This is a genomic window from Paraburkholderia sp. J67, assembly GCF_905220265.1.
Classification (GTDB): domain Bacteria; phylum Pseudomonadota; class Gammaproteobacteria; order Burkholderiales; family Burkholderiaceae; genus Paraburkholderia.
In genome coordinates, this window is the sequence record NZ_CAJMZK010000029.1 from 106,581 (window position 1) to 120,895 (window position 14,315).

A 14,315-nucleotide genomic window follows, 5' to 3' on the forward strand; every position below is an offset into this window, starting at 1 on the left:
CTGCGGCCCAGGAGTTTCGACATGCCAATGCGCGTGCAATGCCGAATCCCATACCCTGTGAGGAGTCTGTGGCGCTCGGCGGAGTCCGGGATCATCTACCGTGTCGTCTATTCGAACGCCGAGCGCACTGACCTTTGCCCGATCTCAGGGCGGCATCTCAAGTTCTTCCGCTACGCGACGGCCGAACTGCGGGTGCTCACCGACGATCGCTTTCATGGTCCAGGGCGGATGCTTCGGGTTTGGGAGGATCCGTTCGCGGACGAGAAACGGACACGCAGATCGCTCGACGCAAACGTCAGGAGGTCGGATGAGGTCTGGAAGCGAATCCGCCCGATCGTCCAGCCCGGAGACACGTTCGATCCTTCAGTAATCCGCCCACTTCTCGACCGTTCCACGCGGGGCCGTCTGATTCACGAGGCCGCCGAACTTGCGAATGTGCAGCCCAAAACTATTCATGCCTATCTCCTCAGATTTTTCCAGCGAGGCATGACTAAACAGGCGGTAACGAGTGATTTTCCCAATTGTGGACGGCCCCGAAGCGGCGGCGCGTATCGCGGCGAGCCGGGTGAAAAACCGACCAGACGAAACTACACCTGTCGGCCAGGACGCAAGTCAGGCGCGCAGGGCCTGCATCCCGAGCGACGCTATATGGTTCCCGGTGACCAACTGGCCTGCCTGTTGTGGCAGGCGGTCGATCTGCTGCTGACCGAAGGCGAGGCCCCGTGGCTTACAGCGCTTGGCGCAAGGCAAACCGGCAAGAGTAAGGAGGAGGCGGCCAGTGCGATCAAGAAACGGGTAGCACGCGAACTGACACAGGCAAAGCGTCATGGCCAGACACGGCGCGCGACGCGTAAGGGGAGGTCGCGTCCAAGCTATCAAAACGTGTGTGATGCGCTGAACGCGATCGCGCGCACCGTCCATGAGGCGAGGGACGAGCAGGGCCACCTGACGGAACTGGAGTTAAGCGATGTCGGGATCATTACGGCCAGACAGGTTAGTTATTTCTGTCAATCGGAGCCGGATGTACGCGCATTGATGGCCGCCCGCCGACGGGGTGATTGCGGACCGTTGCTGCTTCGCGGTCGCGCTGACCGTCGGGTGAAGGGACCAGGCGACAAATTTTTGTTAGACGCGACGATCGCCGACGTCTATCTGGTTTCCCGACTGGATCGCACTGTAGTGGTCGGGCGTCCGACCATCTACTTTTTGATTGACTCGTTCAGTCAGATGATCGTGGCAGTACATGCGAGTTTCGAGCGACCAAGCTTTGCTGCTGCAGCATCAGTCATCGAGGCGGCGGTGATGGGGAAACAGGAGTTCTGTGCGCAATTCGGTTTTGACATCGAGGACGACGCCTGGCCGTGCCACTTTCTGGCTCCGGAGATCGTTTGCGACCGTGGAAGTGAATTCATGGCCGCGCAGCCCTGGCTGAGCCTTGCGAAGCTGGGTATCTCAATCTCCAACTGCCGGCCCTACACGCCGACCTGGAGAGCTGCCGCCGAGCGGCGCTGGGGGAGTGTCCCGCTCGTCTGGCAGCGCCAGATGGTAGGAGTCGTCGAATGTGACTGGCATGAGCATCGACGCGCGCGGCGCTACCCCTGGGACGCGGTGTACACGCTCAGTGAATTTATGACGCACATTTTGCGCGCGGTCCATGTCTATCACAGGACGCCGCTGACCGGTGGCTTTCCCCACCCGGATCTGGTGTTCTCCCACCAATCCAATACACCCATCAACCGCTGGCGTTGGGGAGTCGAAAACGTTTCAGGTGCGCTCCTGGAGCACTCTCTTAGCGATATTCAGCTGGCGACGTGGCGGCATGATACTGGGCTGCTGACTCAGCGTGGCGTAAAGCTGCATGGCAGGTTCTACGGATCGGAGGCCACGGAGGACGCCTATCTGGGCCGCCTTGACCGCAAGGACCGGCACGTTCACGTGCAGAGCGACCCCGACGAATTGGGCGGAATCTGGGTTGAATTGGGCGGCTTTCCCGTTTTCTGCCCGGCGCTCGACTGCGGAATCGAGATGCAGGGGCTCTCGTGGATCGAGCATCAACAGTATGCCGATCAACTCCACGAAAACGACCGCGAGGAAAACTTCAGGCAGCAGCCTGAGCGGGTCATGCAGATGAACAACGCCCGTGTAGACACCGAGTCCGCCAAAAAACGCACCCGCAGTGCACTCAAGGACTCGGGAAAACAGCATCCTACGTCAACCGGCATGAGCGACGCACGGCACCAGGAAAACGCCCTAAACCGTGCAGTGGACGCGTATTCCCCGCCAAGGAGTGGTCCGTCGAGAGCTCACACGTCGACCTCCGAACGCGCACCCGATCAGCCGCAGCAGGGCCGGAAGGGCTCGCTTAAGGCGGAGCGCGAAGCTGCCGCCATCGAGCTTCTCGAAGCGGCAACCGGGTCACATGATGACGCTGATCCCGAAGGAGTTCCGCAATGAAACGTCCGAATAGCCGACGCGTGCCCGGGGCTGATCATACCGCTGGCGAGTCTGAGGACGTGCAGGCATCACGCTCTGTCTTCAACGATCCCATCTTCGCACGGACACAGCGGTATGTCCTGGCGGTGTATCACGAGGGCGGCTTTGAACTGGCGGAATACGCCGAAAACCCGCTGATTCTCGCGCTTCCGACTTTTGTGAATCTCGAAGGAACGCTCAGGGCGCTTGCAGAGCACTTCGCTGTTGCGTGTCCGGAGGGATGCGGTGCCTGGCCAAAAGAGCATCGCCTTATGTCCATCGGTCGAATTGACCGTTTGCTGATCATTCTTCCAATTCACATCAGCCTGCTCGAATGGATGCACGTTGCCCTGCGGAACCACTATGGACCCATCAATCCGACGATCGACATCCATAGGCATATGCAGGATGCCTACAACAGGATCCAAAGCGGAAAGCCTGGCGTCATTGCGGATCTGGTCGAAGGTCACGCGGCATGCCGGGCGCTCGTCGGTATGTCGGGTACTGGCAAATCCACAGCGGTGAGGTTGGCATTAAGCCTCTTCCCGCCAGTGATCCGTCACACGGAGTTTCGGGGTATACCGTGCCGGTTCAGGCAGCTTGTCTGGATATACGTCACGTGTCCCGCCAATGGCAGCGTCAAAAGCTTTCTGAAAAGTATCTTGCGCTGGGTCGATGAGCACCTTGACACTCACTATCTCGATGAGATGCAAGTGCGGGACAGCAGCGACGACTACGGGATAAAGGTCGACGTGGTATTGCGCCGGCACTTCGCTGGCGTGCTAGTGATTGACGAATTCCAGAATCTCCTGCGTGCGGCAGCCAGCACGGAGTTGCTGGACACCGTGGTCAATCTGTTGAACAGCCGTTGCTGCTGCATGATGGTGCTGGGCACGCCAGAAACCGAGGCTATCATTAAAACGCGGCTGCGCCTGGCCAGACGAGTGTCGAGCGATGGCTACGAGGTCATGGCACCCCTGAGCGATGACAAGGTTTATAAGGGATTTGCAGACAAGGTTCTGGCGTTAAATTTTCTGAAGAAGCCGATCACGGATCCGGAGCGCGTTAAAGCTGCCCTTCTGGATCACAGTGCCGGGTTGCCTGCGCTGATCAAACTCCTCGCCAGGCTTGTGCAGTACATGGCGATTGAAACTAAACGTGAGCAGTTCACGCCAGAACTGCTGGAGAAGGTGCAGCAGGAATTGCTCGAACCACTGACCGGTGTCGTCAAGGCATTGCGCGCCCAGGACTCGAAAGCGCTGAGCCACTATGTGGATATCCTCCACGGAGAAGCGGCCCAGGTGCATCGTCGGGCGATGAGTCGCCCGAATGAGAAAGAGAACAAGGGCATCGATGATGAGGTCCGCAGCCAGACCTTTGCCTCCGCTGTGGCGTCTCTACTGCCGCTCGGCTTCACGCACAGCGACGCCGATCTCCGGGTTAGCGAGGTGTTGCGCGACATGCCTGCGCTGACGTCGTATGGCGTGGTACTTGAGGTGCTCCAGAGGCGCGAACTGTCGCGCTCTCCGACTGCACCACCGTCGGCGGATTGATCCGCTAGATCGCCTTGTTATGCAATCCCTGTCCCAATGCAGGCGGATCGACAATCGGACCGACGCAGCAACTGCGACGCCAGTCCTGCGATGAACCATGGCTACTGATCTATTCCCGCCGGAGGCTGACGAACCGCTGTTTGGGGCGGTGTCGCGGTACGCGACTGAGCTTCGCGTGCGGAACTGGCCGCGCTACCTGGCTAACCTGTTCGGACATCGGGCGCATTTTTCCCCGGTGCTTGCCTACAATCTTTCGTGCGTAGCCGAGAATACGGCTCTGACGTGGGGCATTTCGCCCGGTCAGATCGCGGAACAGCACACGCTGTTTCCGTTCTACGCTGCGTTCCTCACGCAGGTCCAGCAGCAAACGATGCTCGATTTGCTGCTTGTACGGCGGTCGCGCGTACTGGCGACGTTCATGCCCAAGTTGATACACCAGCGCCGGGTTGTCCGGATTTGTGACGCGTGTATTGCGGAGGACCGGCGCGCTGGAGCGCCACTGCATTTCAGGCGCACTCATCAATTGCCGGGTGTCGTTGTGTGCCCGATACACGGATCTGGACTGCGCAGCCTTGGCTATTGTTCCAGCTCACAGACGCCCTGGTTGTCCGTTCAGGACGTGATGGCGAAAGGCCTGACCATCCCGCTCACCGCAACGCAAGAACAAATGAGCCATATCAGCCAGGTCGCCCGGGCGGCGCAGTATTTACTTGAGTCCAGCGCGACGGTTGACGATGCGTTCTTGCGCCAGTCATGCTGGGATGCACTCCACAATGGCGGGTTTGCCCACGGGCGGGAAGCACTTTCAGGCGGAAGGGTTGTCGACGCGTTCATGGCGTTCTACGGTAAATCCTATCTGGAGATGGTGGATTTATGCCCCTTAACACGCCAGAACTGGGTGGTCGCGCGACTGGCAGGGCGGCAGAGTGCGTGCTGCGCGCTGCCCAATGTACTGCTTGCTGTCTTCTGCGGTAGTTTTATTCGTGATGAGTCTGTCGATGGGTGGCCATGCTGCCCCAATCCTCTCGCTGCCCATGGCTCTGGACACCCGGTTGAAGCACGAGACGCCCGTAATGGAAGGTACTACGCACATTGCCGGTGCGGTCATTCGTTCGCCTATCGCGCTGTGGCGGGCGGTGAGCCACTCGGCGTCGAGGTCACGGTCTATGGAAGCGCTTATGCTGAGCGAGCGAGATCATTGTCCGGTGCCGGCCGGTCGGTCGCCCAGATCGCGCGCACCCTTCAGATATCGGAGACGACGGCGCGGAGAATGGTCAGGCACCCGCGGGGCGATGTGTTGCCTAACCGTTCAGTTTCGATTGAGCAACTTCGCGCGAGGTGGCGCAAGCTCGTGAAGCATTTCGGCACCGTCAGGCGAGCGGCGGTTGCCGAGCCAGGATTATGGAAAACAATACGGCGATATTCTCCAGAGGACTTGAAGGAGCCTGCGCGGCCATGTGGGCTCGGCGGACGAAACGCTAACTCCTGCTGAGTCTGCGAAGAGCGGGCAGGCCAATGTTTGAGAGAATCATCTGGAAGCTCGTCGACCCGGAAAACCCGTTGTCGTGCGACGGTCGCGGCAGGTTGTGGCTTAAAGCATAACGACTTGACCGATGAGACAGGTGAGGCCATGGCCATAGATCTTGATTTTCCATTTCCTGACGAGCCGCTATTCAGTGCTGTCGCACGATATATGGCGGATCTCAGGGTTGGAGACAAGGTGCGCTTTCTGAAAAATCTGTTTGGATATCAGCAACGTCTATCTGTTACGTTAGCGTACGGTCTTGATCGATTCGCAGAAGAAACCAGTTGTGTATGGAACCTCAATAGCAGGGAACTGGCTGAGCGGTTTACCTTGTATCCGTATTACGCGGCGTTGCTTCCTGCTCCAGTTCGCGATGCCTTGCTGGCGGATATGCGTCAAAAAGGACGCAAGCCATCTCCGCTCGTTGTGCACTCCAGATTGCGCTTCTGCGAAGCCTGTCGAGCCGCAGACCGTGCTGGCCATCGACCAGCGTATTGGCGTCGCTCTCATCTGTTGCCTGGCGTTCTTCTGTGCCCCGAACACGGGATCTATCTGAAGGAAGTTTGGAGTAGGGATCTGAGGTTTTTAGCGGCATGGCCGGCACTTCAGCACCTGTCCGTCGCGAATATCCAGCCGGTCGCGCTTGATCTAAGCTCCGCGCAACTTGACGCGTGCCAGCGCGTGACGCGTGCGTCAGTCTGGTTGTTGAACCATCGCATCTCGGCTGACCTGGAAGCAACGCTGGCGCAATTCAAATCGATGATCTGGAAAGCGGGCTATACATTCGGCCCCCGTAATCTCGACTGTCGCAGACTGACTCGGGATTTCATAGAATTTTACGGTGAGCCATACCTTGCCCATCTTGAGTCGTTGCCGCCGACAGGAAACAATAATTGGCTGGCAACAGCTGCCAATGGCCATTTGACACGTAGATTTACCACGCGGGCGGTATTGGTGGCGATATTCGTGAATTTCATCAGTCAGCAGGATTGCGATGCAATGTGGCCTGTATGTCCGAACAAGATTGCCCCTCACGGGCCCGGACATATCGTCGAGTGTCGCCAGAGGGCGCCGAGTGGCTGATTCGTGGCAAGGTGCAGTTGTGGATTCTGCTTCACCTACAGCCGCACACAGGCGGGCATTCCGCAGAACCTGCGTCCAACATTCTATGGACATAGCCATGCGGAATTTGTTCACAACCTGGTGGGCACCGGTGCGACGCGAACGGCCATCGGTAAAGCGATCGAAGCTGACCCTGGGGGCGTGTCAAGGATCCTGGAAAAACAGACGGCGCTACCACACGTGCCGCCGGCAGTGATAGTTCGACGTTAAGTCGCGAACTTCTGGCGGTTCCTTATGGCGCCGGCGCGAGCTTGTCCCTCCTGCCGCTTTGTACGGTCGTGTAGCGTTCGCCACGAGAATTTGCACGCAATACCTCGCCAGCGTACTGATCTGCAGCGTAGCCGGTGCACGCAATACATTTCGTGATGTCCCGTAGGTGTTCCATCGGATCCCGACCGGTCGCTAAGGTTGAGCAGCATGAGCTAGATGGGACAGACATCCAAGTAAGATCAGCTTGATTTTGATGATGGTCGCAAAGACGAAATCGACTTGGATGAGCAACGCACGAAGGCAACTGTCGATGCATGGCTAGCCATGCAAGGCGGCCCTCGGAAAGCCGCGGCTCCATTGCTTGCTACTCTGCTGCCGCCTATCGCCATCGCGTCAACGCGGTCACAGGGAGTTTCCTTGTTCACTTACACGTGGTAAGAATGCTCTCTCTCGGCGGGCCGAACAACTGGTCTCGCAAAACTACCAAAAGAGTGAGGAGCACCAGGTGAGCAACGTGAACAGACCATCGGTCTGGCAAATGGTCAAAGAGGCAGTCCAGCAGATAGGCGGGGAGTGCACGTATCCGATTATCAAGGCAAAGATCCGCTCGATGTATGGCGATGACATCAACGACAGTTCGATGACGTGCAGCATCATTTCGGGTGCGGTGAACCATCCCTCGCGCGTCCACTACAGCGAAAACAAGAAGCCCCGCATCGCCGACTCTGCATACGACTACCTCTTCAATACCGGCCGCGGGAAAGTCGTCTGGTATGAGCCAGAAAAGCACGGCGTGTGGGAGATAGCTAGGGTGGGCGACGGGAACTTGATCGTGCGCCTGGCCGACGGTGTTGGCGAAAATCCAGCGGCGGTCGAGGCGACCGTTGAAGCGACCGCCGACGCATACGGCATGTTCGCGCTCGAAGCGCACCTGCGCGACTATCTGGCGAAGAACCTGCCCAAACTCCCGGGTCACGCGACCGCGCTCGGCCTCTACCGCACCGACGATCGGGATGGCGTGGAGTTTCAGACGGACGTCGGGCCGATCGATATACTCGCCACGTGTAACGGCGACTTCTACGTTCTCGAACTAAAACTGGGTCGTGGCCCAGACGCCACGTTGGGTCAGATCCTCCGCTACATGGGATGGGTGAAAAAACACCTGGCGGGCGACAAAAGCGTCTTCGGTGTGATCGTAGCGTCTGACATCGGCGAGCGGCTCCGCTATGCGGCGTCGCAAGTCCCGAACGTCCGGCTGATGGAGTACGACCTGAAAGTGGATCTCCGGCCGGTGGCGCTCGATGGCTGATCCGACTACCGCTGCCGCCGTCGTCGATCCTTGGGGTGCGGTCAAACTGATTGCGACCATCGCGTCTCCCGTCATCGCGTCCATCGCCATGTGCGTCTCGGCCTACATTGCCCGCACTGCGATCAAGACGCCGCAGCGGGACCGCGAGAGTAAGAACCACCTCGACCAGGCGATCCTTTCGCTCCAACGCGCACACGGTGCTCTGACTAACGATGGGCGAGCCGAGCGCGCCGAACCTGACCGACTGAACTGGTTAACGGCCGCGCGCCATGTCGAGATGTACAAGAAACTCAAGCAGGGCGTGACTGAGCCGTCGCACAAGGCGATGTGCGAGGATCACGAGGAATACTGGCGTCATCGCGTCGCCGACGCGATCGAAATGTATGCACTTCGCCCCAAGGGTTGGTACGAGGAGGATCGCGCTAACCGTCGATCGGGGCTTCATCCCGAATCGTTGGTGATCGTGTACGGGTTCGCCTCGTGGCCGGACGACAAGTCGGATCCGATCGACGATGCGGACCTCGCCGCCATCGCCGCGGCGCACGATGTCCGGAAAGGCAATCATGGTCTGCGGGACTACCTCGAACAGTTTCCGGTCAACGTGGTGCTCAATGCAGGAGACGCTGAGCGAAAACCTCGCAACATGCGGTGATGGCTCAGGACGGCGCGGTGCCTTCCGCGTCGGTCTCAACCTCGTTCCCCGCATAGTTTCCGCGCCGATCTCGTCCACCTGAAAGACCCCTCCGAGGCATGCCGCGTAGCGCTCTCGCGTAGATCGACAGGTTGGCCGCCGAGTTCAACTTTTTCTGACGAGCTGAGTGGACATTAGTGCCGGAAAAGCGAACTTCCGGTCCTGGCTACATTGACAGTTCGCCATTAACGGCATGCAGGTGCATGTTAGCCACATTGATACGGTGACGACGGGCGAGCGTCGTGCTGTTGGACAAGAACTTGGAGGTAACGTTGTCTAGCAGAATTTGTCAGCCCACTACGCAGCTTTTGCTGTTTGTGTCGCCAGTCGAGATACTATGCCGTCGACCACTTCCTTAATTGCAGCCTGAGTTGCGCTTTCCAGCTGACTGAATTTAATGCGCCCGTTGTCAACAGCGAGTTTGAACTCAAGAGCCATGATTGGTTTCGAGCGGCCTCGTCGTTTTAATAGCTCACTGTTCTTTTGAGTAACGACAGCTTCCTCATCATTCAAGACGAAGCGTTTGAAATCGTTAGTCGAAAATACATCCTCAATGCCATCGTGCCCTTTCAACTTAAAAACACGCTGTGCTGCGAGTGCTTGGTCGTCTCCATATAGATCGTGCTGCAGGTCTTTAAAGACTCCCCGGCCTTGGCTATCGTCGTCAACGACAGTAATGAAGTCCAGGCCCCATCCCAAGAAGAGGTTGGCTAGCGTGGGTAATTTATTGACGCCTGTCGATGCTATGAAGTAAGCGGGTTGATCTTGATTTGTTAGCCGCCAAAAAGCGCTTAGATAATAAAATCCACTAACCTCTTCAAGTAAAACGTTGTTGCATTTTTGAATTGTTGTCTGCCGCGATAAGTCAGCACCCATCGCAGCCAAGATAGGCGAGAGGGTGTCGCTTGACGCTGCTCCGAGACGATGTGCGTCCAGAATGACGGTAACGCTGTCGTCTTCATCGTCTGTGCGCTGGACAGCGTGGATGCGGTGGAGATGTTCGTACTCGATGAGGTCGGGGCTATGCGTCGAGTAGACGATGGGTATCTCTTTGCGCAATGTGTTAATCAACTTTAGAACATCGGCTTGGGCCTTTGAGTGCAGATTCGCTCCCGGCTCATCAAGCAAAAACACCGGTTTCTCGTCACTTACATTCGCTGCACGGAGTTGAAGGAAGAATGAAACAAACCAGCGAACGCCTTTGCTTCGCTGGCTCGGATAGAGGCGCGTATGACTGTCGCTGATCCAGAAGACAAGGTAGGGCTTCCCCACTTTCGCTTCACCCGCATCCAAGCCATAGAATTCGACCTCGCAATTGAGCGACAGCTTGGTTTCTTTGCCAATCGTCTGGCTCCAAAATGAGTTGAAGGCCGATGTCAGTTTTGCGTTGGCCTTGGTGAGGGCACTCTGTCTGCTTCTCAAATCTGATTTGACCAACTGCGGCAGATCAATTTGCGCTGCGGTCAAATAGTTCGTGGCAGCTGTATCGCCAGCGCCGATTGGCTCGAACTCGCTGTTGAGGTCGATTTGATTGGGCAATGTCCCACTTTGTTCGGTAAAGAGCATGAAGGTGGGGCCTTCACGGTAGATCACGTGTCCCAGCAAGGCAACCGAGATTGCCGACATAGGACCGGAGTCGATGCCGTTTGGTAGCAGTGATTTGATTGTTGCAGTCAGGTCTTCAGCGTTGTCCAATTCGCAAAGGCGAGAATATGGCGATTTTGCGCCAGGGTCTGACTCACGCCAATGAAATCGGAGGGTGACTATATTATTGTTCTGTTTCCAATAACGCTCCACAGCGTGAAGTTGCACCGCTGGATATCCGTCCAGGGCGTCGCGGAGCGATGAAAATTCACACTCTAGTTTTATGTATATAGTCGGAAGCGGTGAGCCGGATCGAATGTCGTCTGCCGCGATTGATCGGCCTGAAAAAGTTGTAGCCAGTGCTTCGAGCACTGAAGTTTTACCACTTTCATTTTGACCCACTAAGACGGTAACGCCATCCCGAGAGAATGGGCACCAGCTCGTGTCAACGATAGAACGAAAATTGGTGATTCTGAATTCTTTTAGTTTCACTATGCGCTCTCGTCGCGTCTCTTGTGTGTGTCACCTGATGCTGTCTCGCATTCCAGGTTTCCCGGCTGCCGATATTGTACTGCGCTGCTATGCCAATTTTGCGCCACTTACTGGGTGCCTCTAACGGTACCGGCGTACTTCCGTGCCCCTGGCGTGGGACGCGCTATGCATTCGCCCGCGCGACAGGCTGGCATGGACAGACTCGGCGAATATGTGGCGCCACTTACGACTGGTGATCAGATGGCCTGTAGACGTAAGTCTCAGCGGCAGGTTCAGTTGTATGCGCGGTTGGCCCTGATCGGTTGCGGCCGATGTCGGCCCCGTTCTTGGCGCATGATGAAATGTCCCGCGCGCCCGCGGGAGTTTTAAGGCAAAACTGGCCGAGATGCAGTTTGGCGCGTAAATGCGCGCTTATCCGCATATCGGCGATCGTTGCAGAAAGATCAAACTTCATCCTCAAGCAAACTTTGCTGGCGTGCGACGGACTGTAGGGGGAGTTCGGCAATAGATATCCCCCTTACCTTTGCTACGTCCACTACCGCCCGAGTGATGTGATGGGTCGTGTTCACTTGCCGCCACATAGTGGAATTGCCCGGGCCATCGAGTCCTTGAGCCGTGCGTTCAATGTACGTATCCGCTGCCGAAAACGAGGATCCCGCAAAGAGGCCGCTTTCCAGAACGCGCGTGCAGATCTCCCGCATGATCTCCCTGTCTGATCCCCTCTGCGCCCCGCGCACAATGAGCCAATCGGACGCCGTTGCATAGCGGTAGTGGCGAATCGCGACTCCGCCGCTGCCGCCGAAAACCATCTTCGAGCAATCGGCGGCGTAGTCTCCGAAAATCATGTGTTCTGCCGTAGCCGGATCGAATCGCACGGCCTGTTGCCAGGCCGCCCACTCGTTTCTCGGCCAGAGTTTAGACGAGCCATGATCCGCGGGATTCTTCTCCGGGTAGTGCGTGCCTTGGAAGATAATGTGCTTCCACTGGCCCAAATCTTGGAGCTGCTCCAATGCCCCAGCAACGATTGGCGCTACGTGATCAGGCGTAGTGAAATCAGAATCATAAAAATCTGCTATGACTGCGCATTCGGAGGCACTCAAGCCGAGTTGCTCAATGGCAGCGGAGAGTGTGGCTCCAAAATCCGGGTCGACCATTTCCCCAGAGCTAACGCATACGCAAAACTTCAAGTTCGCTGCTGAGTCGATGGACGCCTTGAACGCCTCAATCGCGTTCGTACCAAGATCAGTCAGCAACGCCATTGGGATTGCCCAGACACCGACACTTCGGGCGCGCGCGAACATCTGTGGTAGCCACGCGGCAAGGTCTTCCTTTCCGCGCTCGCGAAGGAGGTGCGTTGCGTCAATGAACGCGGGGCGGCCGTGCCAGTGTCGTGCCAACACTCCGCCGATGTCCGGTGTATTGTCCAGAACGAAAAGTTCTGGCTGGTTGTCCTCTCGTTCGCTGGGTGGCGGCACGATGAAGCGAGGTATGACATGTGCAGCTACATTGGATGCAAGCTCACGGACACCGTTAAGCTCGCCTGTTTTCATGCGCAATGCTGGGCAATACAGTACCTTGCTATCCATCATGAAACGCCTCCTGGAACTACGAAAATAACTGTTTCCGTACCTTGCCGCGACCAACCTTGTCAGAAAAGAGGGTGTAGTTCTTCCGCTCCATACGGATTCGCCCGAACACGATCGCGGGCGAAATCTCAAGTTGCTGCGCAAAACGCTCGATAGGTTCGGAGGTTTTGGCAATGCGAGCCGGTGATCGTGACCAAAGCTCCTCGGGGATCAGCATGTTCGAAGCGAAGCGGTTGGCCTCTTCCTCGAATTCATCTACCTCGCCGCTCTCAACGTCATCAAAGAAGCCTGAGGCCAAACCAGTTCTGTAATGGAGGATTACGTGGCCGACTTCGTGCAGCAGTGTGAACCAAAAGTTGTCCAGCGAATCGCGAAGCAGCGTTAGTCCAATCACTGGAATGTGATCAACAAGGAATGCTGCCCCGTCTACGTTCATACCCGGAATGTTCCGCTCCGCAATCAGAACGATTCCGTGCTGTCTGAGAAGTTCGCCGGCACGTAGAACGCCGTCATCAAGCCTGCTAAGCCGAACCAGATCTTTTAGCCACGATACGTCTAGCGGACGGTACTTGAGCTTTTCTCGGTCAATGATGACCTTTGCACGGCGCGTAATTTGCGCCTTCCACGATAATAGCGACCAGTCTTCCGAGTGGTGCTGGACATTCAGGCCTGTGCGCAGCAAAGAGGGGGTACCATGCATTTCCACATGCTCTGCGACGTGCTTGACCAATTGGCTGATCCCGTTCTCGTCGGAGCTATCGTCGCCTTGCAGCCAGCCGTGAGCGCGAGCATGCTTCAGCACCTTCTGCGCTTCGGCTTGCGACACCTCAAAAGATGGCATCCAGCGCTCTCCGGGCAAGGGCCTGAATTCTGCCGCCAAGTTCAAGGATAAGGCGCGTGCAACGCGGATGTAACCGGCAAGACTGATCGTCCGATAGCGCTCAGCCTCGTAACGCTGAATTGCTTGCTCGCGCAAGCCGAGCTTGCGTGCCAAGTCCTTTTGCGACCATCCCTTCGCAATGCGCGCGACGATCAGCACCTCGCCGGGATCGTTATTTGCCTTTTCCTTCAAAGGCTCAATATCACCTTCTTTCGCGCGTTGGTATGCGGTAAGGGTTTCAGATAATTCTTGCTTCTCCGTAGAAAGCGAGCGACGAACACCGTCGATGACCTCCCGCGGCAATCCATCAACGATCGACTTCAGGGTCTGCTCAGATGAGAGTGCTTCCCCGATCTGCTCGATCAAGGTTGCAACCTCACGAGCTTGTCTCTCGTTGGAAATCAGGGTAACTGGTGCCATCACCAGATTCTACACTACATATTTGTTGTGTAGATGGAGGGCGCTAGATCAGCTGCGCTCCGGTGTCATTGCATGATGAAGTGATTCCTGCGGTGGCGTCGAGGGGCAACAGAGCAAGATATATGTGGGTGTGGGCTGTTAATGTGTCCCTAATTTATAAAACGCGGCGCGTCCTTGATGGATAAGGAAAGTCGCAACTTTTTAGGCGCTCAATGAGCCTTTAGGGCTGGGCGAGCGGGAAAGGTCGCGACTTTCTGCTCAAGGCTGGATGGCGGAAGGGCTGCGGGAGCCCCGGGCGGCGTGGGGGCAAGGGTCGCGACTTTATTGGATGGCGACATGTTTTATAGAAAAACGGTGCGTTGAAATAATTTCTTCAAATTCGCTTGACGTACCGTTCTGCGCCCTGCATAATTCGCCTCCTCCTGCTGATGCAGCGACGCAGAAAACACCGGGTAGCAAGCAGTTACGGTA

9 protein-coding genes are annotated in these 14,315 nt (G+C 57.0%); 6 read left to right on the forward strand and 3 right to left on the reverse strand.

Translation table 11 applies throughout. The annotated features are described in order from the left end of the window. Nucleotides 1–21: 21 nt before the first annotated feature. The 6 genes from U5782_RS34160 (at nt 22) to U5782_RS34185 (ending at nt 8,843) form a co-directional block, all read left to right on the forward strand. The gene (locus tag U5782_RS34160; RefSeq protein ID WP_322048265.1) at nt 22–2,454 is read left to right on the forward strand and encodes a DDE-type integrase/transposase/recombinase; all 2,433 of its coding nucleotides are present in this window, start codon (nt 22–24) and stop codon (nt 2,452–2,454) included. Beyond that, nucleotides 2,451–4,025, forward strand: coding sequence for an ATP-binding protein (locus U5782_RS34165; protein WP_322048266.1), 1,575 nt, complete (start codon nt 2,451–2,453; stop codon nt 4,023–4,025). Before U5782_RS34160 ends, U5782_RS34165 begins: the two co-directional genes overlap by 4 nt. A 97-nt stretch (nt 4,026–4,122) precedes the next feature. After that, complete coding sequence (locus U5782_RS34170; protein WP_322048267.1) at nt 4,123–5,517, forward strand: TnsD family Tn7-like transposition protein; 1,395 nt, start codon at nt 4,123–4,125, stop codon at nt 5,515–5,517. 138 nt (nt 5,518–5,655) lie between these two features. Next, complete coding sequence (locus tag U5782_RS34175; protein WP_322048268.1) at nt 5,656–6,633, forward strand: TnsD family Tn7-like transposition protein; 978 nt, start codon at nt 5,656–5,658, stop codon at nt 6,631–6,633. Nucleotides 6,634–7,387: 754 nt separating this feature from the next. Further along, a complete protein-coding gene (locus U5782_RS34180) occupies nt 7,388–8,191 on the forward strand; it encodes a DUF91 domain-containing protein (RefSeq protein ID WP_322048269.1) in 804 nt (267 codons plus the stop codon). Next, nucleotides 8,184–8,843, forward strand: a complete 660-nt coding sequence (locus U5782_RS34185; RefSeq protein WP_322048270.1) for a hypothetical protein — start codon at nt 8,184–8,186, stop codon at nt 8,841–8,843. The genes U5782_RS34180 and U5782_RS34185 overlap by 8 nt, the downstream gene beginning before the upstream one ends. Nucleotides 8,844–9,179: 336 nt before the next feature. On the opposite strand, the gene U5782_RS34190 is transcribed toward U5782_RS34185, so the two are convergent. The 3 genes from U5782_RS34190 to U5782_RS34200 all read right to left on the reverse strand — a co-directional run bounded on the left by U5782_RS34190 (nt 9,180) and on the right by U5782_RS34200 (nt 13,844). Beyond that, nucleotides 9,180–10,958: an ATP-dependent nuclease gene (locus tag U5782_RS34190; protein ID WP_322048271.1), complete on the reverse strand. Its 1,779-nt coding sequence runs from the start codon at nt 10,956–10,958 to the stop codon at nt 9,180–9,182. Nucleotides 10,959–11,401: 443 nt separating this feature from the next. Then, nucleotides 11,402–12,547 carry a beta family protein gene (locus U5782_RS34195; RefSeq protein WP_322048272.1) on the reverse strand — a complete coding sequence of 382 codons (1,146 nt, stop codon included), beginning with the start codon at nt 12,545–12,547 and terminating at the stop codon, nt 11,402–11,404. Nucleotides 12,548–12,563: 16 nt separating this feature from the next. Beyond that, entirely contained in the window at nt 12,564–13,844 is a 1,281-nt protein-coding gene (locus U5782_RS34200) for an ImmA/IrrE family metallo-endopeptidase (protein WP_322048273.1), read from the reverse strand. Nucleotides 13,845–14,315: the final 471 nt, after the last annotated feature.

Excerpts from the sequence above, each read along its gene's own strand:
- U5782_RS34195 (WP_322048272.1), bottom strand. The coding sequence starts at position 12,547 with ATGATGGATAGCAAGGTACTGTATTGCCCAGCATTGCGCATGAAAACA.
- U5782_RS34200 (WP_322048273.1), bottom strand. The coding sequence starts at position 13,844 with ATGGCACCAGTTACCCTGATTTCCAACGAGAGACAAGCTCGTGAGGTT.
- U5782_RS34185 (WP_322048270.1), top strand. The coding sequence starts at position 8,184 with ATGGCTGATCCGACTACCGCTGCCGCCGTCGTCGATCCTTGGGGTGCG.
- U5782_RS34175 (WP_322048268.1), top strand. The coding sequence starts at position 5,656 with ATGGCCATAGATCTTGATTTTCCATTTCCTGACGAGCCGCTATTCAGT.
- U5782_RS34160 (WP_322048265.1), top strand. The coding sequence starts at position 22 with ATGCCAATGCGCGTGCAATGCCGAATCCCATACCCTGTGAGGAGTCTG.
- U5782_RS34170 (WP_322048267.1), top strand. The coding sequence starts at position 4,123 with ATGGCTACTGATCTATTCCCGCCGGAGGCTGACGAACCGCTGTTTGGG.
- U5782_RS34165 (WP_322048266.1), top strand. The coding sequence starts at position 2,451 with ATGAAACGTCCGAATAGCCGACGCGTGCCCGGGGCTGATCATACCGCT.